Genomic DNA, 22023 nt, shown 5'->3' with positions numbered 1-22023 from the left:
CACTTGCCCAAATCGGGGTGTGATCCGTCGCGTCCTCTGCTATTCTCAGGTTTGCGCGTTATCCTTAATCAATTCGTTATATTGGCCAGTCGTTGTTTGGCGTTGTCCAGTACGAGCACCAGTTCCCGTCCGCCTCGCTGAAAGCTGCACTTTGTCACGTCACACTCCATCCTTGGATACTTCCGTGTCCAGCGAGAGTGACGACGCTGTCTTTCCCCGCGTGGAACCTGCGGCCCTGACCCGGCGTCAGTTGCGGGAGCGCGAGCGCGTGGCATTCGCCACCGCAGCGCCGGTCGACGAAAACGTCGCAGAGGTCCTGCGGCTCAGCCCTGCCGCCGATTTGATCGTCGCTGCGGACCTGACCGAACCCGACCTCGAACCGCCCGTTGTGACCGAGACCGACCGCATCGTCGCGGCCGTCGCGGTCGCCGATGCCGAGCCCACCGACTACGAAAAGTTGCTGGTTCTCGGTGCCACCCAGTCGATTCCGACCGTAATTCCCGCGGCCGGCGCCCGGCCTCGCCGCCGCCAGCGCACCGAGCAGCCGGCGGGGGAGTCCTTCGCGCCAGCCCGCGATTTCGTTCCGGCCGGCACGCTGCCGCGTCGCGCGGCCCCGTCGCGCCCGCTCGGCAGCAGCATGCGCAAGCGCGCCGCCAAGGGTGCGTCGATCCTCGCGATGTCCTTCGTCGCCCTGATGGCCGTCGCCACGTCCCTTCCGGCTGAGGCGCTGCTCTCGGCGCAGGACGTGCAGGCCTCAGCTCTGCAAGCCCAGCGCGTTCTGCCGGCCGAAGACACTCAGAGCATGGACCTGGCCGACGGCGACATTCTCACCGTCGAACGTGACGGGTATGAGTCAAGCTCGATCGCCGAGGTGGCCGCGGCCAGCGGCATCCGTTTGGAAGATACCTTTACCAACAACCCGAACGGAACCATTCAGTGGCCGTTTGCCGTCGGTGTGCACATCGGCGACCGCTTCGGCCCGCGCAATTGCGCCGGATGCTCCGCTAACCACGGCGGCCAGGACTTTAACCCGGGTATCGGTGCGCCGATTCAGGCTATCGCCGACGGCGTGGTCAGCTACGCCGAAGACGGCGAAGCCAGCCTCGGCGTGCACATGATGATCGACCACATGATTAACGGCGAGCTCGTCACGACCGTTTACGCGCATATGATTCACGGATCGATGCTGTTCAAGGAGGGCGACCTGGTCAAGGTCGGCCAGGTCATCGGCAAGACTGGCAGCACAGGCATGTCGACCGGCCCGCACCTCCACCTGGACATCCGAATCGGCGGCAAGGACGGCACCAAGATCGACCCCCTCGAGTGGCTTTACGCCAACACTAACTAGAGCTATTCCGGTTCCGTGCGCCCGCGCATGAAAGACTCGAGCAGGCCCTTTGGCAGCGGAAACGGCGGCAGGCCGTCGAAGCTGAACAGGTCGGCGTCATCGGCAGCGGGCCCCCGCGCCACGACCTGGTCGTGCAGCAACTCCATCTGCACGTCGAGGCGATTGGCGGCATCCGCTGCCTGCCGCAGGTCCTCGACGAGTGTGTCGGGCACGGCGCCATTGTACTTGTAGAAGATCTTGTGCTCGAGGCTGGCCCAGAAGTCCATCGCAATCGTGCGAATTTGAATCTCGACCGTGACCGGCTGCACCCGGTCCGACATGAACACTGGAATCGCCACGATCAGGTGCAGGCTCTGGTAGCCGTTCGCCTTCGGCTCCCGGATGTAGTCCTTCTCCTGCAGCACCGTGACATCCCGTTGCCCGGCGAGCAGGTCGCGAATGCGATAAGTGTCGGAGATGAAGCTGCAGGTGATGCGAATTCCCGCAATGTCCTGGATATTGTCACGAATACCGTCGAGCTCGAGCGGATGTCCCTTGCGGATGGCCTTCTTGAGAATGCCCTCCGGCGACTTCAGCCGCGAGCTGACATGCTCGATCGGGCTGTAGTCGTGAATCGAGCTGAATTCTTCCTTCAAAATGTTGATCTTGGTCAGCATTTCGTCGGTCGCGAACTTGTAGGACATCATGAATCGGGTCAGTTCGAGCTTGAGCTCGCGCATGGCGGCGATGGTCCCCAGCGCGGTGTTTGCAGCATCGTCTGGCTGGTCGAGCGCGTCGGTCATGCTGTTACGGCGCGCAACCAGGCGGTCGCGTCACCGGGCAGGGTGCGGCCGACGAGGTCTTCGCTCGCGAGCAGCACGTCGCCGGCGGGCAGTTGAACGGATGCCGCGCCCGTGTTCGCCACGATCGTCACGGCGCCGTTGCGGTAGGCCACTACGTCCGGCCCGAAGCCGTCGATCCATTCCACCGTGCCGGAGGCGAGGGAGTGCTCCCGGCGCAGGTTCAGCGCGTGCTTATACAGCTCGAGGGTGGATCCGGCTACACCGTTTTGTTGGTCGCGGGCCAGTCCGGCCCACTCAGCCGGTTGTGGCAGCCAGCTCTTCGCGCCGGTGCTGAAGCCGAACGACGCGCTCGCACCTTCCCACGGAATCGGCACGCGGCATCCGTCTCGCCCGTACCGCTCACCGTTGGTGCGAAACCAGGTGGGGTCTTCGCGGGCGTGGTCGGGCAGGTCGACGGCCTCGGGCAGCCCGAGTTCCTCGCCCTGGTAGAGGTAGCTCGAGCCCGGCAGTGACAGCATCAAAGCGGATGCTGCCCGCGCGCGTTGCAGCCCCACCGCAGTGTCCGGCAGTCCAACGGTCTTGGGCCCAATGCCGTGCCCCTGCAGGTTCTCGCCGGTGAGGGCGAGCCGGGAAGCGTGCCGCACCACGTCGTGGTTCGAGAGCACCCAGGTGCTCGGGGCTCCCACGTTGCCGAAGGCTTCGATCGACTCGTCGATGACGCTCCTGAGCTTTGCTGCGTTCCAAGGCGTCTCAAGGTAGGCGAAGTTGAAGGCCTGGTGCATCTCGTCCGGGCGCACCCACTTGGCCATCTGGCTCAGCGGGTCGACCCAGGCTTCGGCCGCGAGGACGCGGTCGCCGGGGTAGGCGGCGAGCACCTTGTGCCAGTCGCGGTAGATCTCGTGCACGCCGTCCTGCGCCCAGTAGGGCGCGGTCACGGGCGATTCGGCGCTGATGCCGGGCTCGAGGGTGGCCGGGGCGCCGCCCATGCTGCCGCCCTCGGCGGGTGGCGTGTAATCGGGGAGGCCGGGAGCCTTGATCATGCCGTGCGCGACATCCACTCGAAAACCATCGACGCCGCGGTCGAGCCAGAAGCGCAGCACCGCGCGAAACTGTTCGCGCACCCATTCGCTGTCCCAGTCGAAGTCGGGCTGGCTGGTGTCGAACAGGTGCAGGTACCACTGGCCGGGGGTGCCGTCGGGGTCGGTCGTGCGGGTCCAGGCGAGGCCGCCGAAGACGGACTCCCAGTTGTTCGGCGGCAGGTCGCCGTTCTCGCCCTTGCCATCGCGAAAGGTGTAACGGGCGCGCTCTGCGCTGCCCGGGCCGGCGGCGAGGGCCGCCTGAAACCAGCCGTGGTCGCTCGAGGAGTGGTTCGGCACGATGTCGACGATGACGCGAATGCCCAGGTCGTGGGCGGTGCGCTGCAGCACCTCGAAGTCGTCCAGGGTGCCGAACAGCGGGTCGACGTCGCAGTAGTCGGAGACGTCGTAGCCGGCGTCGCGTTGCGGCGACGTATAGAAGGGAGAGAGCCAGATGGCGTCGATGCCAAGCTCTTGGAGTTGGGGCAATCGCGAGCTGATGCCGGCGAGGTCGCCCATGCCGTCACCGTTTGCGTCGGCGAAGGACCGCGGGTAGATCTGATAGATAACGGCCGTGCGCCACCATTCGGTGCCGGAAGTCAGTTTGGTGCCAGTCATATTTAAATGCTACGGCATCGGTAGTGGATGCTCGGTGTGGGCTAAGTGGTCTCGATCGCCTTGCTGGGGTGATAAAGTTTCTAGGTTGCCAAAAACGCGGCATTGCTACTGTTTTTTGGTTGCTCTGCCCCCTTAGCTCATTGGTAGAGCACTTCCTTGGTAAGGAAGAGGTAGTGGGTCCGATTCCCACAGGGGGCTCAGGCTTGGAAGCGAACAGCCGACAAGTCGCGGCGGGGTAGCTCAGTTGGTTAGAGCACACGGCTCATAATCGTGGTGTCGCGGGTTCAATTCCCGCTCCCGCTACACGGTATTTACTAAAATCGCCCCGGACTTCTGCGGAAGTCCGGGGTATTTTTTCGCCGATTTTGGGCCAACCCCGCAAAACCCCGCAGATTGAAATTGAATATTCGCTTTCCTGGGGGCCGGTGTTATTGACCTTCGGGGCCATTGATCCAAGCGGCGAGTAGCGTGTTCGGGGGCCACTGAATATTTCCGTTAGGGGCCATCTGCTTAGCTCCTTCCGCTGCGTGTATTGGCACGCAGCGGAAGGAATAGTTAGCAATGGTACGAAGAATAAAAGCGAAACGGGTGCTCGAACTCCGCGCCGAGGGCATGACGGGGCGCGCGATCGCACTCGCGGAGGGCATGTCGCGCAAGAGTGTGCTGGCGGTATTTGACGCCGCTGACAAGGCCGGCGTCGGCCGCGAGGGCCACGTTAGCCGCAGCGATGCTGAGGTGTATGCGTTGCTGTTCCCGGGTCGCGGCGAGCATGAAAGTGTATTTGTGCAGCCCGACTGGGACGGGGTGCACAAAGAGCTCGCCAAGGTCGGGGTGACGCTGAAGCTGCTCCATGGCGAGTACGTCGACGGGTGCGCTGTGAAGAAGCAGCCGTCGATGGGTTACGACCGATTTTGCAAGGCATATGCAGCGCATACGTTGATCACGGGGGCGGCGTCCCGGGTGGGTCATAAGGCTGGGCAGGCCATCGAAGTCGACTGGTCGGGGCCGACGATGCAGCTCATTGACCCGGTGACGGGAGAGACGTCTCGCGTGTATTTGTTTGTGGCGTGTCTGCCGTTTTCGAGGTATGCGTTCGTCGAGCTGGCTCTGGATATGCGGCAGGACACCTGGCTGCTGGCCAATGTGGGGATGTTTGAGTGGTTCGGCGGATCGGTTCCCCGGATCGTGCCCGACAACCTGAAGACCGGGGTGATCAAGCACCCGCGTGAGGGCGAGATCGTGTTGAACGACGCTTACCGGGAGCTCGCTGCGCATTACTCAGCGGCGGTGCTCCCCGGCAGAATCCGCCGCCCAAAAGACAAAGCCAGCGTCGAGAACACGGTCTCGCACGTGGCCACCTGGGTGATCGCAGGTTTACGCAATCGAAGCTTCGGTACCCTCCCCGAGTTGCGGGTCGCGATCCGGGAGCGCATGGATGCCTGCAACCGGGAACCGTTCCAGAAACGCGCCGGCTCCCGCCTCAGCGTGTTCCAATCCGAGGAGAAGGCACTGCTGCGGCCGCTGCCGTCGGTTCCCTACGAGATCAGCAGGTGGATCATGGGGCGCCGGGTTCAAAAGAACGGGCATGTGGTTTGGGAGAAGAATTTCTACTCCGCCCCCTATGCGCAGATCGGGCAGGGCGTGGATCTGCGCATCACCACCCAAGTGCTGGAGATTTATCGCAATCATGAGCGGCGCACCAGCCACCTCTTGTTTGGTGAGCATGTCGTGAACGAGTACCGGACGAACGATGCCGACCAGCCTCAGGGCGAGAAGTATCGAGAGTGGGACAGCGTCAGGATCCGGGCTTGGGCGACGCGTGTCGGCCCGCACATGGTGACCGTGGTGAACAGGATCTTCGAGGCGGTGCCCGTGGAGGAGCAAGGCTTTGACGCCGCTCTGGCAGCGCGGCGGCTGAGCCGCCGCTACTCCAGTGAGCGAGTGGAAAAAAATCGTGCCAGATCGCGCTCGAAGGGCGTGTCCGGTCGCCCCGGTATGCGCACTTGCGGCCGATCTTGGAGACCGGGCAGGACAAGGTAAGCACCCGAGGGATTCCGCGCTTCGAACCCACCGAACCTGAAACTGGTGGGTATGTCCGCGGCGCCGACTACTACGCGGGAGGCGGTTCTCGGTGAGCCGGATCGATATTGAGACCAAACGCAAGCTCCGTGAGATGGGCGTGGCCACCCTGCTGGACGCGTTCGACGCCCAAGACAACACCCTGACCCTCGGCTTGGCGTTCGAGGAGAAAATCAAACTTGCCGTCGATGACGCCCATTCTGCATTCACCCAAACCAAGGTCGAGGGGCTGATCCGCCGGGCGAACCTGCGATATCCGAACGCTGACCTGAGACGACTCGACCTCGTCGAGGAACGCGGCCTTGACCGGTCTGTGATCGCTGGACTAGGCACGTGCTCGTTCATCGACCGGCAGCAGAACGTCGTGTTCCAGGGATTTACAGGGTCGGGGAAGTCGTATTTGGGGTGCGCGTTAGCGAAGGCCGCGTGCCTGCACCGGGTGCGGGCGCACTACATTCGGATGCCGGAGCTCGAAGAAGCCTGGCAGCTGGCCCGCGATAAACCCGCCGGGACGACGAAGTTTCTGAACAAGTACACCGCGTTCACGCTCCTGGTGATCGATGAATGGCTCCTCGACGAACCCGACGACAGCACCCGCAGCATGCTCTTGGAACTCCTCGAGCAACGCTACGACCAGGCATCAACGGTGTTCTGCACCCAATACGCACAGCGGGATTGGCGCCAGCGCCCTGTCGATCGACAGGAGGGGGGCGTGTGGTACCAGATCGCTCGCAGCGAGGAGCGTGATGGCCTGCGCGACCACCAATTGGCTCAGGCTCCGCATGGTGTGGGCGTCGAGGAGGTGGGCGTCGTCAACGAGAACGACTGGCCGGTCGACGGCGCAAACCTGCTGGAAGTAACTCAAAATTCGACCGGTGGTCACGCTCGTGCCAGCCAGCGCCTCGGTGAGGGTGAGGTTTGGTCCGTTGAGCAGGGAACCGAAGGGTTCGCTGCTGGTACCCATGGTTCCAATGATGCGCACGGGCTCCGGAGAAGTCTCACTCAGGCGCCGCTCGACGCTGTCGAGCAGGAAGGTTTTACCGAATCCGAGCGGCCCAAAGATCACCACGCTGGTTTCTGACCTTAGGCGGGTAACAATCTGTTGCGGGTGGCGATCGATCCCGACGACGCGGGGTGAGGCGGCTGAATTATCCGGCACTATCCTGTGTCGCTCAACACTCATACCGCCCCCACGGATCTCGACCCCACCACGTACGTGGATTTTCCACGATACCGGCGGCGTTCCGTGCGCTTGCAACCGTCACCCACTGGGTTCTCGCACCGCACTACTGGATTTCTGTCAAAAACCACCCCCGAATGAGTGAGTGTGCATAACGGGTTTACCCGTCAGGTGACTGGTTGAGGTACTGGTTTCGGCGTGAAGCGGCCCCTCGCCGAAAAACCTCACCTAGCGTTGGTGGCTGCACGGGTGACGACCGGCCTGACCTGCCTGCTTCGTTACACCGAATTAGCCCAGTCGAGCCAAAGGACACAGCATGACATTTCACAGCCCACCCGCCTGCCGTCTGGCACGCAAACGCTCCAGGCGCTCCAGGCGTGGCAAGATTATGGCTATTCTGGCCGGTGGTGCCGTACTCGGTCTTGGAACGACGGCAACCGTGGCCGCGTGGACCGACACCGAATGGGTCTTCGGCGGCGCCAGCGGAACCGGCGACAACGCCGGCGTCGGAACATCCTCCTTCGAGGTTGAGCAGAACGTCGTCATCCCCTTTGATACGGCCGCTTTCGTTCAGGATGAAACGAATCCGGGCCAGGCGCTCACGTTCGGTCTCGATGCTTTGAGCCTCACTCCCGGCGATTCGGTCTACGCTCCCGTCGCCCTGCGCACGGTCACCAACTCTGTCGCCGGTAATCTGATGCTGGAGCCGGCCGTTGCCGCGACCGGTGTCACCGTCGTCGACTCGGGTGCTGCCCTGTGGAGTGCCCTCACGCTGCAAGTGTGGGCTTCGGAAACGGCGTTCACCTGCAATGCCAGCACTGTGGCATCCACTACTACTCCTGTTATTACGAAGATCGTCGACGGAGCACTTAGCACCACGGGCGGAGCCGCCGCGCAGGCCCTATCAGCGGCCAGTGCGAACACGCAGCACTACTGCTTCAAGGTCACCCTGCCGAGCAACGCCCAGACCAATCAGAGTCTCAACTTGCAGGGGCGTACCGTTGCGCCGGCCTGGGAATTCTCTGCCGTCTCAAGCTAAACCGCCGATATAACGATGCCACGCGTGAGACTGCCCCGTCGCAATGCCGGCGCAATCGCCAAGGATATTCTGCTCACCCTCGCCGGTATGGCGGGACTCCTGTCGATCGTCGGGTTCGTGCTGACCCTCGTTTTTTCGCTCTCGATTGTGATCGTGTTGACCGGGTCGATGGCGCCTGGTCTGCCCACCGGATCAGCGATCGTGGTCGAAGAAGATGTTCCAGCGGCCGACCTCGTCATCGGCGATATCGTGACGGTTGCCCGCGCCGGGTACGACCTGCCGATCACCCACCGGATCGTTGGCATCGAGGAAATTCCGGGGGAGGCATCCGCTCGCGCACTGACCTTGCAAGGTGATGCCAATGCCACGGTCGACCGCGATACCTATATTGTGCAGACCGTGCAGCGGGCCGTGATCGGATTTCCCGGATTCGGCTTTGCTCTTCGCACAATGCAATCCCCCCTGTTCATAGGCGTCACCACCCTGCTGATCACACTCGCCATCGTCTGGGCCTTCTGGCCGTCGCGCCCGGAGCGCGAGGCAGCGGTGATTGATTCGCGGCAGGAAAGCATCAACTCGACAAGAGAACGTCAGGAAACATGGTGACAGTCCGCGGCACGGCAACGAGAGGGGTCGCTTCGTCGCGCCGGCGCGGCCTGTTGGCGGTAGCTTTTGTTGCCGCCGTGGCGGTGGTGAGTGGGCTGGGCCTTTTGTCGGTGCGCGCCGTCGCCGTGATCCAGACAGTCACGACCGTGTCGGAGCCGGGGATTCTGGAGCTGACCTCGAGCCTGCCCCACGATGCGGTTCTGGATCTGACGCCGGGCAAACCGGTGTACTGGCAGATCGGCGCCGCCCTGACCCAGGACCTCACGGGATCCCTTGTTTTGGAGATTCGCAAAAGCGGCGACCTCGCCACCAACGGACGCGGCTTGATCCTCGTGATCGACCGCTGCAGCGAACCGTGGACGAACCTTGAGACCACGCCGCGCTGCACCAACGAGCGGGAGCACGTGCTTGTGGCCACACCCCTTGACGATAATTCGTCTGTCAGCGGCATCTACGACCTGGCCGGGATTTCTGAAGCCCGCGGAAAATACCTGCTCGTGGCACTGTCTCTCAACGTCGCGTCCGAGGCAGCCGGCAACGATCTCATGGGGTTAAGCGGTGAAGTTGGAATCGGCCTGACCGCCGCGGGGGACAACTCGTCGACTGGGCCGGCAATAAAACCACCGGGCGGGTCGTATTCGGCGGGTGGCGGCGATAATCTTGCCCTGACCGGGATCGATGCGCTGGCTCTGGTTCTTGTCGCAGTCGGTGTCCTCGCACTCGGCATTGTTGTCTCGATGATCCGTCGATTCGCCGAAATGCCAGCCGCAGACGATGTTGTGCGATGAGCGGGCACTCACTCCGCCGCCGCCGGGCAGCGTGGGCGGCCGTGCTCGGCCTGGCCGTGGTCGCGACTTTGCTTGCCGCGACCGTTTCGCCGACCATCGCGCTGAGCGTGGCCTCATGGACCGACACCGAATGGGCCCAGGGAAAACTTGGTACCGACCTGGTCAGCTGTGGCACTGACACCGAGTATTCGAGCACGGCGTCAGGCAAGTTTCTGAATGCGACCCTGACAGGTGCAAGCCTAGACCCCGTCGTGGGCATCAACGGGCTGCAGGCCACACGCAACGGCGATACCGCGGCACAGGTAACGCCGACCTCAGCCCAGCACCCCGACGCCGGCGTCTCCACCACCACTGACACATTCACGAACCCGCTCACGGTGTCCGTGCTGCAACAGGATGTCCTCGATCTGACCGGGTTGACCACGGCACTGCCGGCGGGCGCGGCTGGCATGCTTGGTGAATATGTCCAGGTGAGCAACACGGGGTCGTCAGCGGGGGCATCCGGTCTCCTAAATAATTCGGGCGGCATCGGTTTCACCCCGACGACACCGGATACGCAGCTACCGACGGCAGCGAGTCTCAATCTGGCGTCGGTGCTTCCTGTCGGAGTGGCGAGCGCCTCGCTCTTGATCGGGGCGGTTGCGGCGTCGGCGCAGCTGGACTGGTGCACGGCGCTCGAAAGCGAGATCTGGGGCGACGGCACGGTGAGTGGCGTCGTGCGGAACTACGAGATCGCGGGCCTCAACCTGGTGACACAGGTGCCGGTGCTGAAAGACCTTCTTACGAGCGCGACATCTACGGTGTCGTCCTTTGAGAATTCAATTCTCTTGTCGGATCCGTCAGTCGTGGCGGCCAGGGCGCTGCTAGCGAACCCGATTATCGTAACCGACACGATGACCGTCGATCTCAGCGAGGGCACCGTGACGATGGATCTGGCAAGTGTGATGAGCTCAGGTCTAAACGATCAGGCGCCGAACACGGCGCTCGGCTTCGATGCCACCAAGGTCGCGAGCGCCATTACCCAGGTCACCACCCTGGTCACGGCGTGGACGGACGCAATTTCGACGGAATTGCAGAAGGCGAAATCGTCGTTGAGCGTGCTGCTCACCACGCTGCTGAACACTCTGAATGCCGCTTTGAACAGTCTGACGAGCGTTTTGAACACGACGGTCACTGCACTCACGCCGACCCTGAACGGGGTGTTCTCGGCACTTCCCGGGGTGCTGTCGTTCACCGTCAACGTGCAACCCGATCAGCCGAATGCACCACCGGGAGCGGCGTTCACAGCTGCGACTGCGACGTCGAGCGCCGAATATCGGGTGAGCGCCCTGCGCATCGGGCTCCTCGGCTATTCAACCGGATCAGCGCTCGCGACAGTCACCTTCGCAACGGCATCGGCCGGGGCGAACACGCGTCTGCAGTAGCGGCGTCGATCGGTAAGCGCGGCGCGGGCTGTGCTCAAAAACCCGGGCCTCTGTTCTAACCTGGGCCCAGGCAAAATGGCAGCCAACGGTTATGCAAGGTTCGGTGTAAACGCCGACTGAAAACAGGGCAGAAATGGCCCCATTTTCAGTTGGCGTTAACACCGTTAGTGAGCAGACGGAGAAACTTCAGTCACGCGGTGTGGCGGTTCATGACCAGGAGAGCTGTCGCTGGCTCTTCCAGGCCGTTGGCTACTACTGACTCACGGGCTATCTCCACCCGTTCCGAGAGTCGGAGCCATCGGTGAATGACGAAGGCTGAATCAGGTCCCGTGTCCTCAACCGCTATCGTGCGGGCACCACAATCGAGCATGCGGCCGCGCTTCTTGTTTTTGATCGCCGCCCGCGAATGCTTGTACTTGAGGGCATTGAAAGGATCAAAATCTCCTTCGGCATGCAGGTGGGATATGTCCTGGACCGGCATGCACCCGCCGGTCAGCGAACCGGTGTGAGCGTAATTTTCTGACCGAGGGCCGCGGCCAGACGGCTGAGCGTGTCCGCCGTTGGGTTGCCGATGCCGCGTTCGATTCGGCTGATTTCTGCCTGCTGAATCCCGGTGACACTCGATAAGGCTGGTTGAGTGAGGTCCTGGGCCTTGCGTGCTGCGGCGAGCAGCGCACCCAGTTCAACGCGGCTCGCGAGCTCGGCGTCAAAGGAGACGCTGGTGGCCTCGTACACCGCTCGTGTCTCCTCAGACCACTCGGCTTTCGCACGGGTGGCGAGGTCTTTGAAATTTTTCGACATGCTGCCTCCTTTCACCTCTAGTATGTGCTTTACTACATACGCAGTCAAGGCTGTTTGTGCTGCGTGCGTTGGGCGCGCTTCCACTGTTCGTGGATCTTGCGTGCCTTAGCGATCTCGCGCTGCTGACGTTTGTCGGAGGGATCCTTCTTCTTGTCGTAGCCGCTGTACAGCAGTACGATCTTGTCTCCATGAAAGGTGCAGAAGACACGGATGAGCACCATGCGGTCAACGCTGACGAGATCCGAAGGCGGGGTGGCGTTCGCCTCCGTGAAGATTGAGTGAAAGGACTTTCGAACGCGGAACTCGTAGAGCCCGCCCGAGAGGGGCTTACCCCACTCTCCGTTACAGATATCAATCCCGTGCACCGCCAGGACATGCTCGATTGCGGCCGTCACGACGGCCTGCTCGTACTCACCGAGGCTGGAGTAGAAGCGGGCGAACGACTCACCCTCGTACTCGATGGTCCATCTGGTCATTGTCATGGCCTCACGTCGTGTTCGGCCAATATACTGGCACGCTCGGGGGGCCGGCGTGGCCTATTCGGTCAGATGGCTCATAGTCATTGGCGTCGTGAAAGGTGTTCTTCACCGCGAATTGCAGTGAGCTCAGGCGCCGATCGGCTTTCGCATAACGGCCATGTGCATCGACAGGGATGGCCACTAGAGTATCTATTTCTGAAACCCCGCATTAACTCCGCAGATTGAAATTCGCCCGGGGTTGAGAGTGTGATCACCTACCCAGTGTTTTATTGGGATCAGTGACTGTATGAGGCCTACGTGACCTCGCTGAGGCTGGTTCAGGATTATCGTGGTGTCGCGGGTTCAATTCCCGCTCCCGCTACACGGTATTCACTAAAATCGCCCCGGACTTCTGCGGAAGTCCGGGGTGTTTCTGACTGGGGGTGGTCGGTCAGTCTTCCCGGTTCCGGCGCCCTGCAGCATGACATGGGCGAGCGGATGTTCACCAGCCGCATTCCTATCGACAGCGCCGGTGTGCACGTGACCGACCGGCACGTGTTCGCCCCACGCCCGATGATCGGGTGCATCGGAACGGCGCCCGCTGAGGGAATGAACTCCACGATCATTCCCTCCTCTGCTCAGGGTGGAAACATGGACGTCACCGACTGCGGCCCCGGTTCGATCGTCTACCTGCACGTCATGGTCGAGGGTGCCTACCTGTCGATCGGCGACATTCACGCGTTCATGGCGGAGGGAGGACCTTCAGTCATCGCGATTGAGGCTGAGGGCATCGCGGTTGTGAGTGTCGAACTGCGAAAGGGCATGAACCTGCGGGCGCCGCGGGTTCAAACCCTCATCGAGTGGGTGTTCGTCGGTCTCGGTGACCCCGTGCAAGAGCGCATCACGCGCGGCTACGAGGACGTGTTTTACTTTCTCGTGAGCGACCACGGGTGGGATGACGGCGACGCCGTCGCGGTCATGAGCGCCGTCGGGCACTCCCGGCTCGGCGGACCGACCGGCTCCGGCACAGTAGTGCATTACTCATTTGCCGCCCGGCGGTGGATACTGGGCGGCACGAGGCTCGCAGCGGCCGCATCGGCAAGTGAGGAGCCACCGAGGTGTTATCGATTCAAAAAGTGGAGCAGGGTTCGACGTTGCGGGACCGTATCGCGCAGTCGCTCGCGGCCGCGATCAACACCGGTGAACTCGCTCCCGGAACCCTGGTGACCGTGCCGACCCTGGCCATCCGCTTCGAGGTGTCGGCCACCCCAGTTCGGGAGGCAATGCTGGATCTGGAACAACGAGGATTCGTGACCTCGGTGCGCAACAAGGGTTTTCGGGTGACGCAGATGAGCGACAAAGACCTGCGCGACGTCATCGAGTTGCGCCAGCTGCTCGAGGCTCCCACGATGGGCGCCCTCGCAGGAACACTCGATGCTGAGACGCTCACGCGCTGGCGCGGCGTGGCTGAACAGATCTCTGAGTATGCGCGGCAGAAGGACCTGGCCGGATTTCTCGCCGCTGATCGGCAGTTTCATCTCGGGTTGTTGGCCTTGCACGGCAGCGCCCGGCTGGTCGAAATGGTCAGCGAACTGCGCGCGCAAACTCGAATGGTGAGCATCGCCGCGATGATGCAGAGCGACGACTTGTGGGGCACGGCGCGCGAGCACCACGTCATGCTCGATCTGCTGGCAAGCGGAGAATCCGAGGCGCTGCGTGAGCTCACAGTCAGCCACCTCGGCACCGTGGCCGGGTGGAGCTCGGAACCCGACGGGCCGCACTGAGGCCGGAGTGTGGACGCCGGTGCAACGATCCGCGTGTGTAATATGTCATACAGCACTGGGGTGTTTGGGTGCTTGTTCCAAGCCGTCTTGCGATCAAGGCGTGTAGAACACTTGCTCGGCGCTCTCACAGGAGAGGCACACATGAGAATCTCAAAGAAGAGCACATTGCTGCTCGGCGTCGCCACAGCGATGCTTCTTGCGACATCGGGTTGCAGCGGCGGATTGCTCGCCGCCGACGAAGCCGGCAGCGAAGAGACCGGCACGGTCAAGCTGGCCATGGTCGTTCCCATCTCGGGCAGCAGCGCCCCGACCGGCGAATACATGGCCAATGCGGCGCAGCTCGCCGTGGACGAAATCAACGAGGCAGGCGGCGTCCTGGACGGCCGCCAACTCGAGCTGCTCGTCGAAGACGAAGCCTGCGACGCCCAGCAGGGCGTGGCGAGCGCCAACAAGGCCGTCTCGGCCGGCGCCGTCGTTTCGGTCGGCGGCTACTGCTCCGGCGCAACACTGCCGCAGCTGCCGATTTTCGAAGAGGCCAACGTACCCATGATCATTCCGGCGGCCAACTCGCAGGACCTCGTCAACCAGGGCCTCAAAAACGTTTTCCTTGTCAACGGCACGGGCAATCAGCAGTCCACTGCCGCTCTCGAGTACATGTTGAAGACCGGCGTCGCCTCCGTCGCCCTCGTCGACGACAACGACAGCTACTCGGCGGACATCACCGCGGAGACCGCCCGCCTGATCGAGGAAGACGGCACAGTGACGCTCGCCCTGGGCACCTCGGTCACTCCCGGTGAGAGCGACTATTCCGCCGCCGTGCGCGACATCATGAATGCCGCCCCGGAGCTCGTCTACTGGACCGGCTACTACCAGGAGGGCGGTCTCATTATCAACCAGCTGCGCAATTCTGGCTTCGAAGGCGACATAATGGTGGCCGACGGCAGCGTCGACGGCTCCATCTCGGAAATCGCTGGGGCCGGTGCCGAAGGCGTACTCGCCACAATGACCCAGACCCCCGACACCCTCGAGGGTGGCGGCGATTGGATCGCCAGCTACGAAGAGGCTTTCGGCAGCGCTCCCGGACCGTTCTCGCTGCAGTCCTATGACGCGGTTCGCGTTGCGGCGCATGCCATCGACGAGGCTGGCTCGACCGACGGCGACGCGATCATCGCGGCGCTCGAGGCCATCGACGGGTTTGAGATGTTCTCCGGCCCGCTCACCTTCACGGCCGATCACACCCTGTCGAACGGTGGATTCATCATCCTGTCCATTCAGGATGGCGCCTTCGCCCTCGAGGATGACCTGTCCTGATCCTGTAGTTCTGATCATTGGGTCCGGACTCTGGTCTTGAACGCAAGATCCTGACCCCTGAAGCGGATGCCGCGGCCCACGCCGCGACATCCGCTCCACTGCTTACAGAAAACGGACCAACATGATGCAAATTATCTGGGACGGGTTGTTTGTCGGCTCGTTCTACGCCTTGATCGCGCTGGGCTACAGCATGGTCTACGGCATCATTAAACTTCTCAACTTCGCCCACGGTGACATCTATATGCTCGGTGCCTTCATCGGCTTCGTCATGCTGGCCTCCGTCGGAGGCCTTCCCGGGGCGCTGAGCATCGGTGCCCTCCTCGTCGTGCTGCTGCTGAGCATGCTGCTCACCGGCGGTGCCGGCGTTCTGATCGAACGGTTCGCCTACCGCCCCCTGCGCAATGCCCCACGATTAGCCGTGCTGATCACGGCCGTCGGCGTTTCGTTCACCCTGCAGTACGGCGTGAGCGCCATCGCCGGGCCGAACCCGCGCAGCTACCCGGTGCGCCTCGAAGGCGACGTGTTCGACGTGCTTGGCGCTCGCGTCTCGCTGCCCCAGGTGCTGCTCATGGCCATCGCCGCGATCTTGATGATCGCGCTCAATACCTATATTCAGAAAACATCGACTGGTCGCGCCATGCGCTCGATCTCGCTCGATATGAAGGGTTCCCTGTTGATGGGAATCAACGTCAACTCGGTCATCACCCGTACGTTCTTTATCGGGTCGGCCCTGGCCGGGGCCGCTGGAGTCATGGCCGGTGCCTACTACGGAAAAATCGACTTCATGATGGGGTTCCTGATCGGCCTCAAGGCGTTCACCGCGGCCGTGATTGGCGGCATCGGCAATATTCAGGGGGCCATGCTCGGCGGCCTGGTATTGGGCCTGATCGAAGCCTTCGGCGCCTCGGTGTTCGGCGGCGAGTGGCGTGACGTTTTCGCCTTCGTGGTGCTGATCCTCTTCCTCACTTTGCGTCCGACCGGAATTCTCGGCGAACGGGTTACGGAGCGTGTCTAGCATGAGTGGAACAACTTTTAAGAGCCAGGCCCCCCGTCGCACCGGCCCTGTCGCCGCCTGGGTGTCCGGACTGTTCGAGAGCAAGTACCTGGGCTGGATCGCCCTGGCCGCTGCCCTGCTCGCCCCGCTGCTCACCGCATCGCCGTACTCGCTCAATGTGATGACGACGGCGGCGATCTTCGTGATGCTCGCAGCTGGCCTCAATATCGTCGTCGGCTACTGCGGCCTGCTCGACCTCGGCTATATCGCGTTCATGGCCGTCGGCGCCTACACGGCCGGCATCTTTGCCAAGGCCTTCGAACTGCCCCTGATCTTCACCATCCCAGCGGTGTTGGTCATGACCATTCTGGCCGGACTCATCATCGGAGCGCCGACACTGCGTCTGCGCAGCGACTACCTGGCCATTGTCACGCTCGGCTTTGGCGAAATCACCCGCATCACGGCCAACAATCTCACCATCACGGGCGGGCCATCCGGTATCTTCGGCATTCCCAAGCTGCTGGCCTTCGGTGATTTCAGCCTGCACAGTCCCGCCGTGTTCTACTACGTGACCATCCTGATTGTGGCGTTCTTCGTGCTGGCCTCGGCCCGGCTGGGCAAGTCCCGGCTTGGACGGGCCTGGCGGTTCGTGCGCGAAGACGAGGATGCCGCCGAAGCGATGGGCATTCACACCTACAAGGTGAAGCTCATGGCGTACATTTTCGGGGCCATCTGGGGCGGCTTCGCGGGCGTGCTGTTCGCCTCGCACCTCTCGGCGATCTCCCCGAAGAGCTTCGTTTTTTTGCAGTCGGCCCTCGTGCTGATGGCCGTCGTGCTGGGCGGCATGGGCAACATGCGCGGGGTCGTTGTCGGCGCCCTCGTCATCACCCTGTTGCCCGAACTGCTGCGCGACCTCTCGGAATACCGCTATCTGGCCTTTGGTCTGCTGCTCGTGGTCGCGATGGTGTTTCGACCCAAGGGCCTATGGCCGGCTCGCGGCCATGAAGAGGAACGCGGGAACAAGAACGAGCCGCCACAAACCGCGGTCGACGCCGCGGTCGCGAGAGGGGAAAGCCGATGAGCGTCGTACTCGGGGTCAACGACCTGCAGATCGCCTTCGGCGGCGTCAAGGCCGTCGACGGCCTCACCTTCGACGTGCACGAGAAGGAGATCATCGCGGTGATCGGTCCGAACGGGGCCGGCAAGACCAGCGCGTTCAACTGCATCACCGGCTTCTACAAGCCGACCGGCGGTTCCGTCGTGATGGACGGCACCGACATCACCGGAAAACGACCGGCCGACATCGCCGCGGTCGGTGTCGCGCGCACGTTCCAGAACCTGCGCCTGTTCAACGACCTGACCGTACTCGACAATGTGCGCGCCGGCATGCACCTGAACAGAGGCCAGAGCTGGGCGGATGCTATTTTCCACACTCCCCGGTTCAAACGCAGCGAGGCCGCCTACACGGAAGAAGCGCACTACTGGCTCGACTTCGTGAACTTCGAGGGCCCGCGCGGGGTGCCGATCGGCAACCTCTCCTATGGGCAACAGAAACAGGTCGAGATTTCCCGGGCCCTGGCCCGAAAATCCAAGCTGCTACTGCTCGACGAGCCGGCCGCCGGCCTCAACTACACGGAGAAGCAGAAGCTGCTCGAACTGTGCCGCCGCATCCGCGATCTCGGTACCTCGATCGTGCTGATCGAGCACGACATGGGACTGGTCATGGAGCTGTCGGAACGCATCGTGGTGATGAACTTTGGGCGCGAGATCGCCGAGGGAACACCGGCCGAGGTCAAAGCGAACCCCGCCGTGATCGAGGCCTACCTCGGCAAGGACGAGGAGGTGCAGATCGATGGCAATGCTTGAATTCGACAACGTCGAGGTCTATTACGGCAAGGTACAGGCGTTGCGCGGGCTGAGTCTGCACGTTGACGAGGGCGAGATCGTGGCCCTGCTTGGCAACAACGGCGCCGGCAAAACGACGACGCTCTCGACCGCGTCGGCTCTGGTGAAAGCCAGCTCGGGGCACCTGACCTTCAACGGCAGCGACATCAGCCGGGCCAATCCCTGGGATGTCGTGTCTGCCGGGCTCATCCACGTGCCCGAAGGGCGGCGCATCTTCAGCACACTCTCGGTGCTGGAGAACCTGCAGCTGGGCGGCTACCTGGTCAAGGACCGGAGCCTCGTCGCCGCGCGGATTGAGCACGTGTTCGAGCTGCTCCCGCTGCTGTTCGAACGCAGAACGCAGCAGGGTGGCACGCTCTCCGGCGGAGAGCAGCAGATGCTTGCCATCGGTCGCGGGCTCATTGCCGGCCCGAAGATGCTCATGCTGGACGAGCCCTCAATGGGTCTCGCGCCGCTGATCGTCAACCAGGTGATGGACGTCATCAAGGAGATTCGCGCCCAGGGCACGACCGTGCTCCTGGTCGAGCAGAACGCGCGCGCCGCGCTGCGGGTCACCGACCGCGCCTATGTCATCGAAAGCGGAGTCACCACGGTCGAGGGTCAGGCCGCCGACCTGCTTAACGATCCCCGCATCATCGACGCGTACCTCGGCGCGTAGTGACGGTGGGCTCGATCTGAGCACGACGAGCCAATGCGGCAAGGACGCGGATGCCGCGTGCGGTATCCGCGTCTGAGCCTCATTCGGGGGTACGATCGGGGCAATCGGGAATTACCCGCGCATGAAGGGAAAGGTCGGATCATGAATCCGCTTCTAATTATTGTGGCCATCGTTGCGGTCGTGCTGCTCATTACCGGTGGCTTGGTGCAGTCTCTGCAGTTTCTCCTCTGGGTCGGTATCGTGCTCGCGATCCTGGCGGTGATCATGTTCCTGATGCGGTCGATGTCGGGGCGCAAGGGTGCCTGACCAGCAGGATGGACGACAGCCGGCAGCAGGATACTGACTCCTTCTGTCGGCTGTTTTTGTGTGACGCCCGGCTGGGATTCAGACCAGTGGGGCCAGAAAGGTCAGGGTCGAGCCGTCGCCCTCGATGATCGGTCCGAGCGCGCGGTTGAACTCGGCGCCATAGGCGGCGGCGCGGTGGGCGTGGAACGCGGCGAGGTCGCGGTATTCCTCATAGACGAAGAACGCCGCCGGATTGGTTTCCAGCTGGTGCGGGTCGAAGCGGACGCAACCGGCTTCCCGGCGCACGTGCGCGGTGAGCTCGCGCAGCAAATGAGCGACTTCCGCTTCATGACCGGGCAGGGCTGTGAACTCGGCGTAGAGGGCGATCACGGCACCGCTCATGCCGCGCTCGCTTCGGTTACTGTCGTCGCGGCATCCGTTGTGAGAATCATGGGTGTAACTTTCCAGGGGGTTAGCGGTGTGAGCGGCCCGGACCTGCCTCGGCCGCCACTCAATCAATCAGGGCAGAACTTTTACTATAGAGTCAAGGCACGCAAAATCACGGTGGATTGCCCCTGACAATCGGTGCGACCACCTCCCTGCGCGCTCGCCGTCTGCGGCGTGCGACAAGATTGGACCTCGTGCCTGGACTGAACGCTCCCACCCGTGTCGTCGTCGTTGGCGACGCGCTGATCGACGTGCTGCGTGATTCGGAGGCGAGCCGCGAGTTTGCCGGGGGCGCCGCGCTCAATGTGGCGGTCGGGCTGGCCGTGCTCGGCGTGCCCACGACTCTGATCGCGATGGTCGGTGAGGATGCCGATGGCGCCGTGATCCGGGCGTTTTTGGAACAGCATGGGGTGCAACTGATCGCAACACCTGGCCCGCTCGGATCGTCCCGGGCGGTTTCGGACCGCACCGACGGCGAACCTCGTTACTTCTTCAACGACGCCGCGAAAGCGCGCCGCATCGAGTTCAGGGCTGCCGAGCGGGCCGCGCTCGACGCCGCCGAACTGGTCGTCGTGAGCTGTTTTCCGTTCGACGATACCGATCAGACCGAGGCGTTCGCGGCCTGTGTGAGCGACCCGGAGCAGCGCCTCGTGATCGACCCCAATCCCCGCGCCGGCATGCTGCGCGACGGGCCGCGGTTTGTACGCAACTTCGAGGCACTCGCTGCTCGCAGCCTGCTCGTGAAGGTGGGCGACGAAGACGCCGACCTGCTCTACGACAGCAGCCTCAAGGAGCTGCGGACCCGCCTGGTTGACGCCGGGGCGGGTACCGTGCTCGCGACGGCCGGGCGCCTCGGCGCGTCGGTGGGCGTCGGCCAACATGAGCTGGTCAGTGTGCCGATCGCTGAGCTTGACGGCCCGATCGTCGACACGATGGGTGCCGGGGACGCGACGCTCGCGGCATCCGTTTGCACCATCGTTCACAGCGGTGTGCCACAGGATGCCGCCGGCTGGCAGGCGCTGCTGACCGACGCCATGCTCACCGCCGCGGCGACCTGCCGGCAGGAGGGCGCCCTGCTCCGACGCCCGTGACCTCCGGCAGAGCGGATGCTGCGACGGGCTGCTCGTCGGGCGCCGAGCCGCGCTTACGCCTCGGTGCTTGTTTCAGGCGCGCTCGTCTCAGGCGCGCTCGTTTCGGTGCTCGTCTCAGGAACCGGATCAGTGAACTTCAGCCGGGTGCGAATCGCGTCGCGGGCCTGCTGGGCCGCGCGGCGCACCTCCTTGTCGGGGTCGCGCAGGCGCACCTCGATCGTGGCAATGTTGGCGGTGGTGCCCTGGTCGGCGAGGGCGTGCAGGGCGGCGGCGCGCACGCGGGGGTGCTCGTCGGTCGTGAGACGCACGAGCTTGGGCACGACCTGCAGTCCGCGCAGCAGCACGACTTTGGCGCACATTTCGCGCACCCGCCAGGCCTGGTTGTTGAGTCCGACGACGATGTACGGCGCCGCCTGCTCGCCCCAGACGTGCAGCAGAGCGCGGGCGCCCCACAGCTCGGGCCAGTACAGGGCCGGAGCACCTTCAAGGATGCCGAGGGCGTGGCGCCCGCCGGCGTAGAGCAGAAAGTCTTTTCCGGCGTTCTTGGCGCGCAGCAGGGCCACGGAGTTGTCGATGACGACGCTCTCGCCGTAATGCGCGACGGCGGCGCGAATGCGTTCCTCGGTCGGACTGTCGATCGGAAGGTCGGGGTGCGGAGTCAATTTGTTTTGCATAGCCCTCTAACGCTACCTCCCCGGCGCGCCCTGAGCCATCGAAACCGCTCCCTGACGGCGATCTACCGGCGAATCGTGCGGAACCGGCGTCGGTGGTGGGCGGTCCTCGTCGACAAGCACAGGATTCCGCGGGCGGACTTCTGTCGGCTCGCGGCGTTGTGCGCTACGACGCCGGTTCGGGGCAAAGGTCGAGCTCGAAGCCGGAAGCGTGCTCGTAGATGCCGTAGTTGCCGATCTCGGTGAAGCCGAGGCTGCGGTAGAGGGCGAGCGCTTCGGGCTGGGCGTAGCCGGTTTCCAGGCGCATCCGCTCATAGCCGAGACCGCGCGCCAGGATCGCGAGTTCGCGCAGAATTGTTTTCGCGTGGCCCTGGCGGCGAAAGGAGGGGTTGGTCCACATGCGCTTGACCTCGGCGGTCGTGGCGTTGAACCGGTGCAGGCCGCCGCCGGCGACGGTCGTGTCGCCGTCGACCAGCACAAGGAAGCCGCCGAAGGGGGGATCAAACTCGGTGCCGTCGACGTCGTGCACGGAATCGCCCGTGCCGTATCGGGTTTCATATTCACGGTGCAGGTCAAGCAGAAGGGGGGCAACCTCGGGATCACCGAGGCGCACGGATACGCATTTCACGGTTATAAGTGTGCGCCCTGGCGAGGCGTGCTCGTGACCGGCCGCGGGAG

The 22023-nt window shown here is 63.3% G+C and carries 23 protein-coding genes, 2 tRNA genes and 2 pseudogenes; 18 read left to right on the top strand and 9 right to left on the bottom strand.

Annotated elements, in window-relative coordinates; genetic code table 11:
• Positions 1-172 precede the first annotated feature (172 nt).
• Positions 173-1348 (top strand): M23 family metallopeptidase, encoded by a 1176-nt coding sequence (locus tag E3O11_RS18420; protein WP_166787511.1) that lies wholly within the window; start codon positions 173-175, stop codon positions 1346-1348.
• 2 nt (positions 1349-1350) lie between these two features.
• Here E3O11_RS18420 and E3O11_RS06305 read toward each other — a convergent pair whose 3' ends face one another.
• Positions 1351-2130 (bottom strand): GTP pyrophosphokinase, encoded by a 780-nt coding sequence (locus E3O11_RS06305; protein WP_198415558.1) that lies wholly within the window; start codon positions 2128-2130, stop codon positions 1351-1353.
• On the bottom strand, positions 2127-3824 hold the full coding sequence (locus tag E3O11_RS06300; protein ID WP_092448409.1) for a glycoside hydrolase family 13 protein: 1698 nt from the start codon (positions 3822-3824) through the stop codon (positions 2127-2129). The genes E3O11_RS06305 and E3O11_RS06300 overlap by 4 nt, the downstream gene beginning before the upstream one ends.
• A gap of 126 nt (positions 3825-3950) precedes the next feature.
• On the opposite strand from E3O11_RS06300, the gene E3O11_RS06295 reads away from it, so the two are divergent.
• The 4 genes and pseudogenes from E3O11_RS06295 to E3O11_RS18680 form a co-directional block, all read left to right on the top strand.
• Positions 3951-4022, top strand: a tRNA-Thr gene (locus E3O11_RS06295).
• Positions 4023-4053: 31 nt separating this feature from the next.
• Positions 4054-4127, top strand: a tRNA-Met gene (locus tag E3O11_RS06290).
• A gap of 258 nt (positions 4128-4385) precedes the next feature.
• Positions 4386-5959 (top strand): annotated as a pseudogene (gene istA / locus E3O11_RS06285) (IS21 family transposase).
• Positions 5956-6591: pseudogene (locus E3O11_RS18680) on the top strand (ATP-binding protein); the annotation flags it as partial. The pseudogenes istA and E3O11_RS18680, both read left to right, overlap by 4 nt.
• On the opposite strand, the gene E3O11_RS18675 reads toward E3O11_RS18680, so the two are convergent.
• On the bottom strand, positions 6544-7086 hold the full coding sequence (locus E3O11_RS18675; protein WP_134495445.1) for an AAA family ATPase: 543 nt from the start codon (positions 7084-7086) through the stop codon (positions 6544-6546). The pseudogene E3O11_RS18680 and the gene E3O11_RS18675 overlap by 48 nt on opposite strands.
• A 385-nt stretch (positions 7087-7471) precedes the next feature.
• On the opposite strand from E3O11_RS18675, the gene E3O11_RS06270 reads away from it, so the two are divergent.
• Genes E3O11_RS06270 through E3O11_RS06255 form a run of 4 tightly spaced genes read left to right on the top strand, consistent with a single transcriptional unit; the run spans position 7472 to position 10940 of the window.
• On the top strand, positions 7472-8122 hold the full coding sequence (locus tag E3O11_RS06270) for a SipW-dependent-type signal peptide-containing protein (RefSeq protein ID WP_241994667.1): 651 nt from the start codon (positions 7472-7474) through the stop codon (positions 8120-8122).
• A gap of 24 nt (positions 8123-8146) precedes the next feature.
• The gene (locus E3O11_RS06265; RefSeq protein WP_166787510.1) at positions 8147-8728 is read left to right on the top strand and encodes a signal peptidase I; all 582 of its coding nucleotides are present in this window, start codon (positions 8147-8149) and stop codon (positions 8726-8728) included.
• A gap of 53 nt (positions 8729-8781) precedes the next feature.
• Positions 8782-9516 carry a hypothetical protein gene (locus E3O11_RS06260; RefSeq protein WP_134495440.1) on the top strand — a complete coding sequence of 245 codons (735 nt, stop codon included), beginning with the start codon at positions 8782-8784 and terminating at the stop codon, positions 9514-9516.
• Positions 9513-10940: a choice-of-anchor G family protein gene (locus tag E3O11_RS06255; RefSeq protein WP_092448405.1), complete on the top strand. Its 1428-nt coding sequence runs from the start codon at positions 9513-9515 to the stop codon at positions 10938-10940. Before E3O11_RS06260 ends, E3O11_RS06255 begins: the two co-directional genes overlap by 4 nt.
• A gap of 190 nt (positions 10941-11130) precedes the next feature.
• On the opposite strand, the gene E3O11_RS17560 is transcribed toward E3O11_RS06255, so the two are convergent.
• The 3 genes from E3O11_RS17560 to E3O11_RS17825 are packed head-to-tail and all read right to left on the bottom strand — an operon-like array spanning position 11131 to position 12217.
• Entirely contained in the window at positions 11131-11421 is a 291-nt protein-coding gene (locus E3O11_RS17560) for a hypothetical protein (RefSeq protein WP_092448404.1), read from the bottom strand.
• Positions 11422-11432: 11 nt separating this feature from the next.
• Positions 11433-11741, bottom strand: a complete 309-nt coding sequence (locus E3O11_RS06245; RefSeq protein ID WP_092448403.1) for a helix-turn-helix domain-containing protein — start codon at positions 11739-11741, stop codon at positions 11433-11435.
• Between the two features lie 44 nt (positions 11742-11785).
• A complete protein-coding gene (locus tag E3O11_RS17825; RefSeq protein WP_174775757.1) occupies positions 11786-12217 on the bottom strand; it encodes a hypothetical protein in 432 nt (143 codons plus the stop codon).
• A gap of 480 nt (positions 12218-12697) precedes the next feature.
• Here E3O11_RS17825 and E3O11_RS06235 point away from each other — a divergent pair, with 480 nt between their 5' ends.
• The 8 genes from E3O11_RS06235 to E3O11_RS17555 all read left to right on the top strand — a co-directional run bounded on the left by E3O11_RS06235 (position 12698) and on the right by E3O11_RS17555 (position 19157).
• Positions 12698-13426: an acetamidase/formamidase family protein gene (locus E3O11_RS06235; RefSeq protein ID WP_241994666.1), complete on the top strand. Its 729-nt coding sequence runs from the start codon at positions 12698-12700 to the stop codon at positions 13424-13426.
• A complete protein-coding gene (locus tag E3O11_RS06230) occupies positions 13354-13983 on the top strand; it encodes a GntR family transcriptional regulator (RefSeq protein ID WP_158251602.1) in 630 nt (209 codons plus the stop codon). Before E3O11_RS06235 ends, E3O11_RS06230 begins: the two co-directional genes overlap by 73 nt.
• Before the next feature lie 141 nt (positions 13984-14124).
• A complete protein-coding gene (locus tag E3O11_RS06225; protein ID WP_198415557.1) occupies positions 14125-15294 on the top strand; it encodes a branched-chain amino acid ABC transporter substrate-binding protein in 1170 nt (389 codons plus the stop codon).
• A 121-nt stretch (positions 15295-15415) separates the two neighbouring features.
• A complete protein-coding gene (locus E3O11_RS06220) occupies positions 15416-16309 on the top strand; it encodes a branched-chain amino acid ABC transporter permease (protein ID WP_092448400.1) in 894 nt (297 codons plus the stop codon).
• 1 nt (position 16310) lies between these two features.
• A complete protein-coding gene (locus E3O11_RS06215; RefSeq protein WP_092448399.1) occupies positions 16311-17369 on the top strand; it encodes a branched-chain amino acid ABC transporter permease in 1059 nt (352 codons plus the stop codon).
• Positions 17366-18154: an ABC transporter ATP-binding protein gene (locus E3O11_RS06210; protein WP_092448398.1), complete on the top strand. Its 789-nt coding sequence runs from the start codon at positions 17366-17368 to the stop codon at positions 18152-18154. Before E3O11_RS06215 ends, E3O11_RS06210 begins: the two co-directional genes overlap by 4 nt.
• On the top strand, positions 18141-18851 hold the full coding sequence (locus tag E3O11_RS06205) for an ABC transporter ATP-binding protein (RefSeq protein ID WP_198415556.1): 711 nt from the start codon (positions 18141-18143) through the stop codon (positions 18849-18851). Before E3O11_RS06210 ends, E3O11_RS06205 begins: the two co-directional genes overlap by 14 nt.
• Positions 18852-18992: 141 nt before the next feature.
• Complete coding sequence (locus E3O11_RS17555) at positions 18993-19157, top strand: hypothetical protein (RefSeq protein ID WP_166787509.1); 165 nt, start codon at positions 18993-18995, stop codon at positions 19155-19157.
• A 78-nt stretch (positions 19158-19235) separates the two neighbouring features.
• On the opposite strand, the gene E3O11_RS06200 is transcribed toward E3O11_RS17555, so the two are convergent.
• On the bottom strand, positions 19236-19538 hold the full coding sequence (locus tag E3O11_RS06200; protein ID WP_092448397.1) for a putative quinol monooxygenase: 303 nt from the start codon (positions 19536-19538) through the stop codon (positions 19236-19238).
• Positions 19539-19777: 239 nt separating this feature from the next.
• On the opposite strand from E3O11_RS06200, the gene E3O11_RS06195 reads away from it, so the two are divergent.
• Positions 19778-20674, top strand: a complete 897-nt coding sequence (locus tag E3O11_RS06195) for a PfkB family carbohydrate kinase (RefSeq protein WP_241991092.1) — start codon at positions 19778-19780, stop codon at positions 20672-20674.
• A 53-nt stretch (positions 20675-20727) separates the two neighbouring features.
• Here E3O11_RS06195 and E3O11_RS06190 read toward each other — a convergent pair whose 3' ends face one another.
• On the bottom strand, positions 20728-21348 hold the full coding sequence (locus tag E3O11_RS06190; protein WP_092448396.1) for a HEAT repeat domain-containing protein: 621 nt from the start codon (positions 21346-21348) through the stop codon (positions 20728-20730).
• 163 nt (positions 21349-21511) lie between these two features.
• On the bottom strand, positions 21512-21973 hold the full coding sequence (locus E3O11_RS06185; protein ID WP_166787508.1) for a GNAT family N-acetyltransferase: 462 nt from the start codon (positions 21971-21973) through the stop codon (positions 21512-21514).
• Between the last annotated feature and the right edge of the window lie 50 nt (positions 21974-22023).

Origin of the sequence: Cryobacterium levicorallinum (genome assembly GCF_004402405.1) — a bacterium.
In the GTDB taxonomy this organism is placed as follows: Bacteria; Actinomycetota; Actinomycetes; order Actinomycetales; family Microbacteriaceae; genus Cryobacterium; species Cryobacterium levicorallinum.
The sequence above is the reverse complement of the archived record's forward strand: the minus strand, read 5'-3'. Positions and strand labels throughout refer to the sequence as shown.

What these genes read in the sequence shown, in the direction of transcription:
- E3O11_RS06270 (WP_241994667.1), top strand. Translation starts at nt 7,472, where the DNA reads ATGGCTATTCTGGCCGGTGGTGCCGTACTCGGTCTTGGAACGACGGCA.
- E3O11_RS06305 (WP_198415558.1), bottom strand. Translation starts at nt 2,130, where the DNA reads ATGACCGACGCGCTCGACCAGCCAGACGATGCTGCAAACACCGCGCTG.
- E3O11_RS06190 (WP_092448396.1), bottom strand. Translation starts at nt 21,348, where the DNA reads ATGCAAAACAAATTGACTCCGCACCCCGACCTTCCGATCGACAGTCCG.
- E3O11_RS06255 (WP_092448405.1), top strand. Translation starts at nt 9,513, where the DNA reads ATGAGCGGGCACTCACTCCGCCGCCGCCGGGCAGCGTGGGCGGCCGTG.
- E3O11_RS17825 (WP_174775757.1), bottom strand. Translation starts at nt 12,217, where the DNA reads ATGACCAGATGGACCATCGAGTACGAGGGTGAGTCGTTCGCCCGCTTC.
- E3O11_RS18675 (WP_134495445.1), bottom strand. Translation starts at nt 7,086, where the DNA reads ATGAGTGTTGAGCGACACAGGATAGTGCCGGATAATTCAGCCGCCTCA.
- E3O11_RS06210 (WP_092448398.1), top strand. Translation starts at nt 17,366, where the DNA reads ATGAGCGTCGTACTCGGGGTCAACGACCTGCAGATCGCCTTCGGCGGC.
- E3O11_RS06300 (WP_092448409.1), bottom strand. Translation starts at nt 3,824, where the DNA reads ATGACTGGCACCAAACTGACTTCCGGCACCGAATGGTGGCGCACGGCC.
- E3O11_RS06205 (WP_198415556.1), top strand. Translation starts at nt 18,141, where the DNA reads ATGGCAATGCTTGAATTCGACAACGTCGAGGTCTATTACGGCAAGGTA.
- E3O11_RS06225 (WP_198415557.1), top strand. Translation starts at nt 14,125, where the DNA reads ATGAGAATCTCAAAGAAGAGCACATTGCTGCTCGGCGTCGCCACAGCG.
- E3O11_RS06220 (WP_092448400.1), top strand. Translation starts at nt 15,416, where the DNA reads ATGATGCAAATTATCTGGGACGGGTTGTTTGTCGGCTCGTTCTACGCC.
- E3O11_RS17560 (WP_092448404.1), bottom strand. Translation starts at nt 11,421, where the DNA reads ATGCCGGTCCAGGACATATCCCACCTGCATGCCGAAGGAGATTTTGAT.
- E3O11_RS17555 (WP_166787509.1), top strand. Translation starts at nt 18,993, where the DNA reads ATGAATCCGCTTCTAATTATTGTGGCCATCGTTGCGGTCGTGCTGCTC.
- E3O11_RS06200 (WP_092448397.1), bottom strand. Translation starts at nt 19,538, where the DNA reads ATGAGCGGTGCCGTGATCGCCCTCTACGCCGAGTTCACAGCCCTGCCC.
- E3O11_RS06245 (WP_092448403.1), bottom strand. Translation starts at nt 11,741, where the DNA reads ATGTCGAAAAATTTCAAAGACCTCGCCACCCGTGCGAAAGCCGAGTGG.
- E3O11_RS06215 (WP_092448399.1), top strand. Translation starts at nt 16,311, where the DNA reads ATGAGTGGAACAACTTTTAAGAGCCAGGCCCCCCGTCGCACCGGCCCT.
- E3O11_RS06235 (WP_241994666.1), top strand. Translation starts at nt 12,698, where the DNA reads ATGTTCACCAGCCGCATTCCTATCGACAGCGCCGGTGTGCACGTGACC.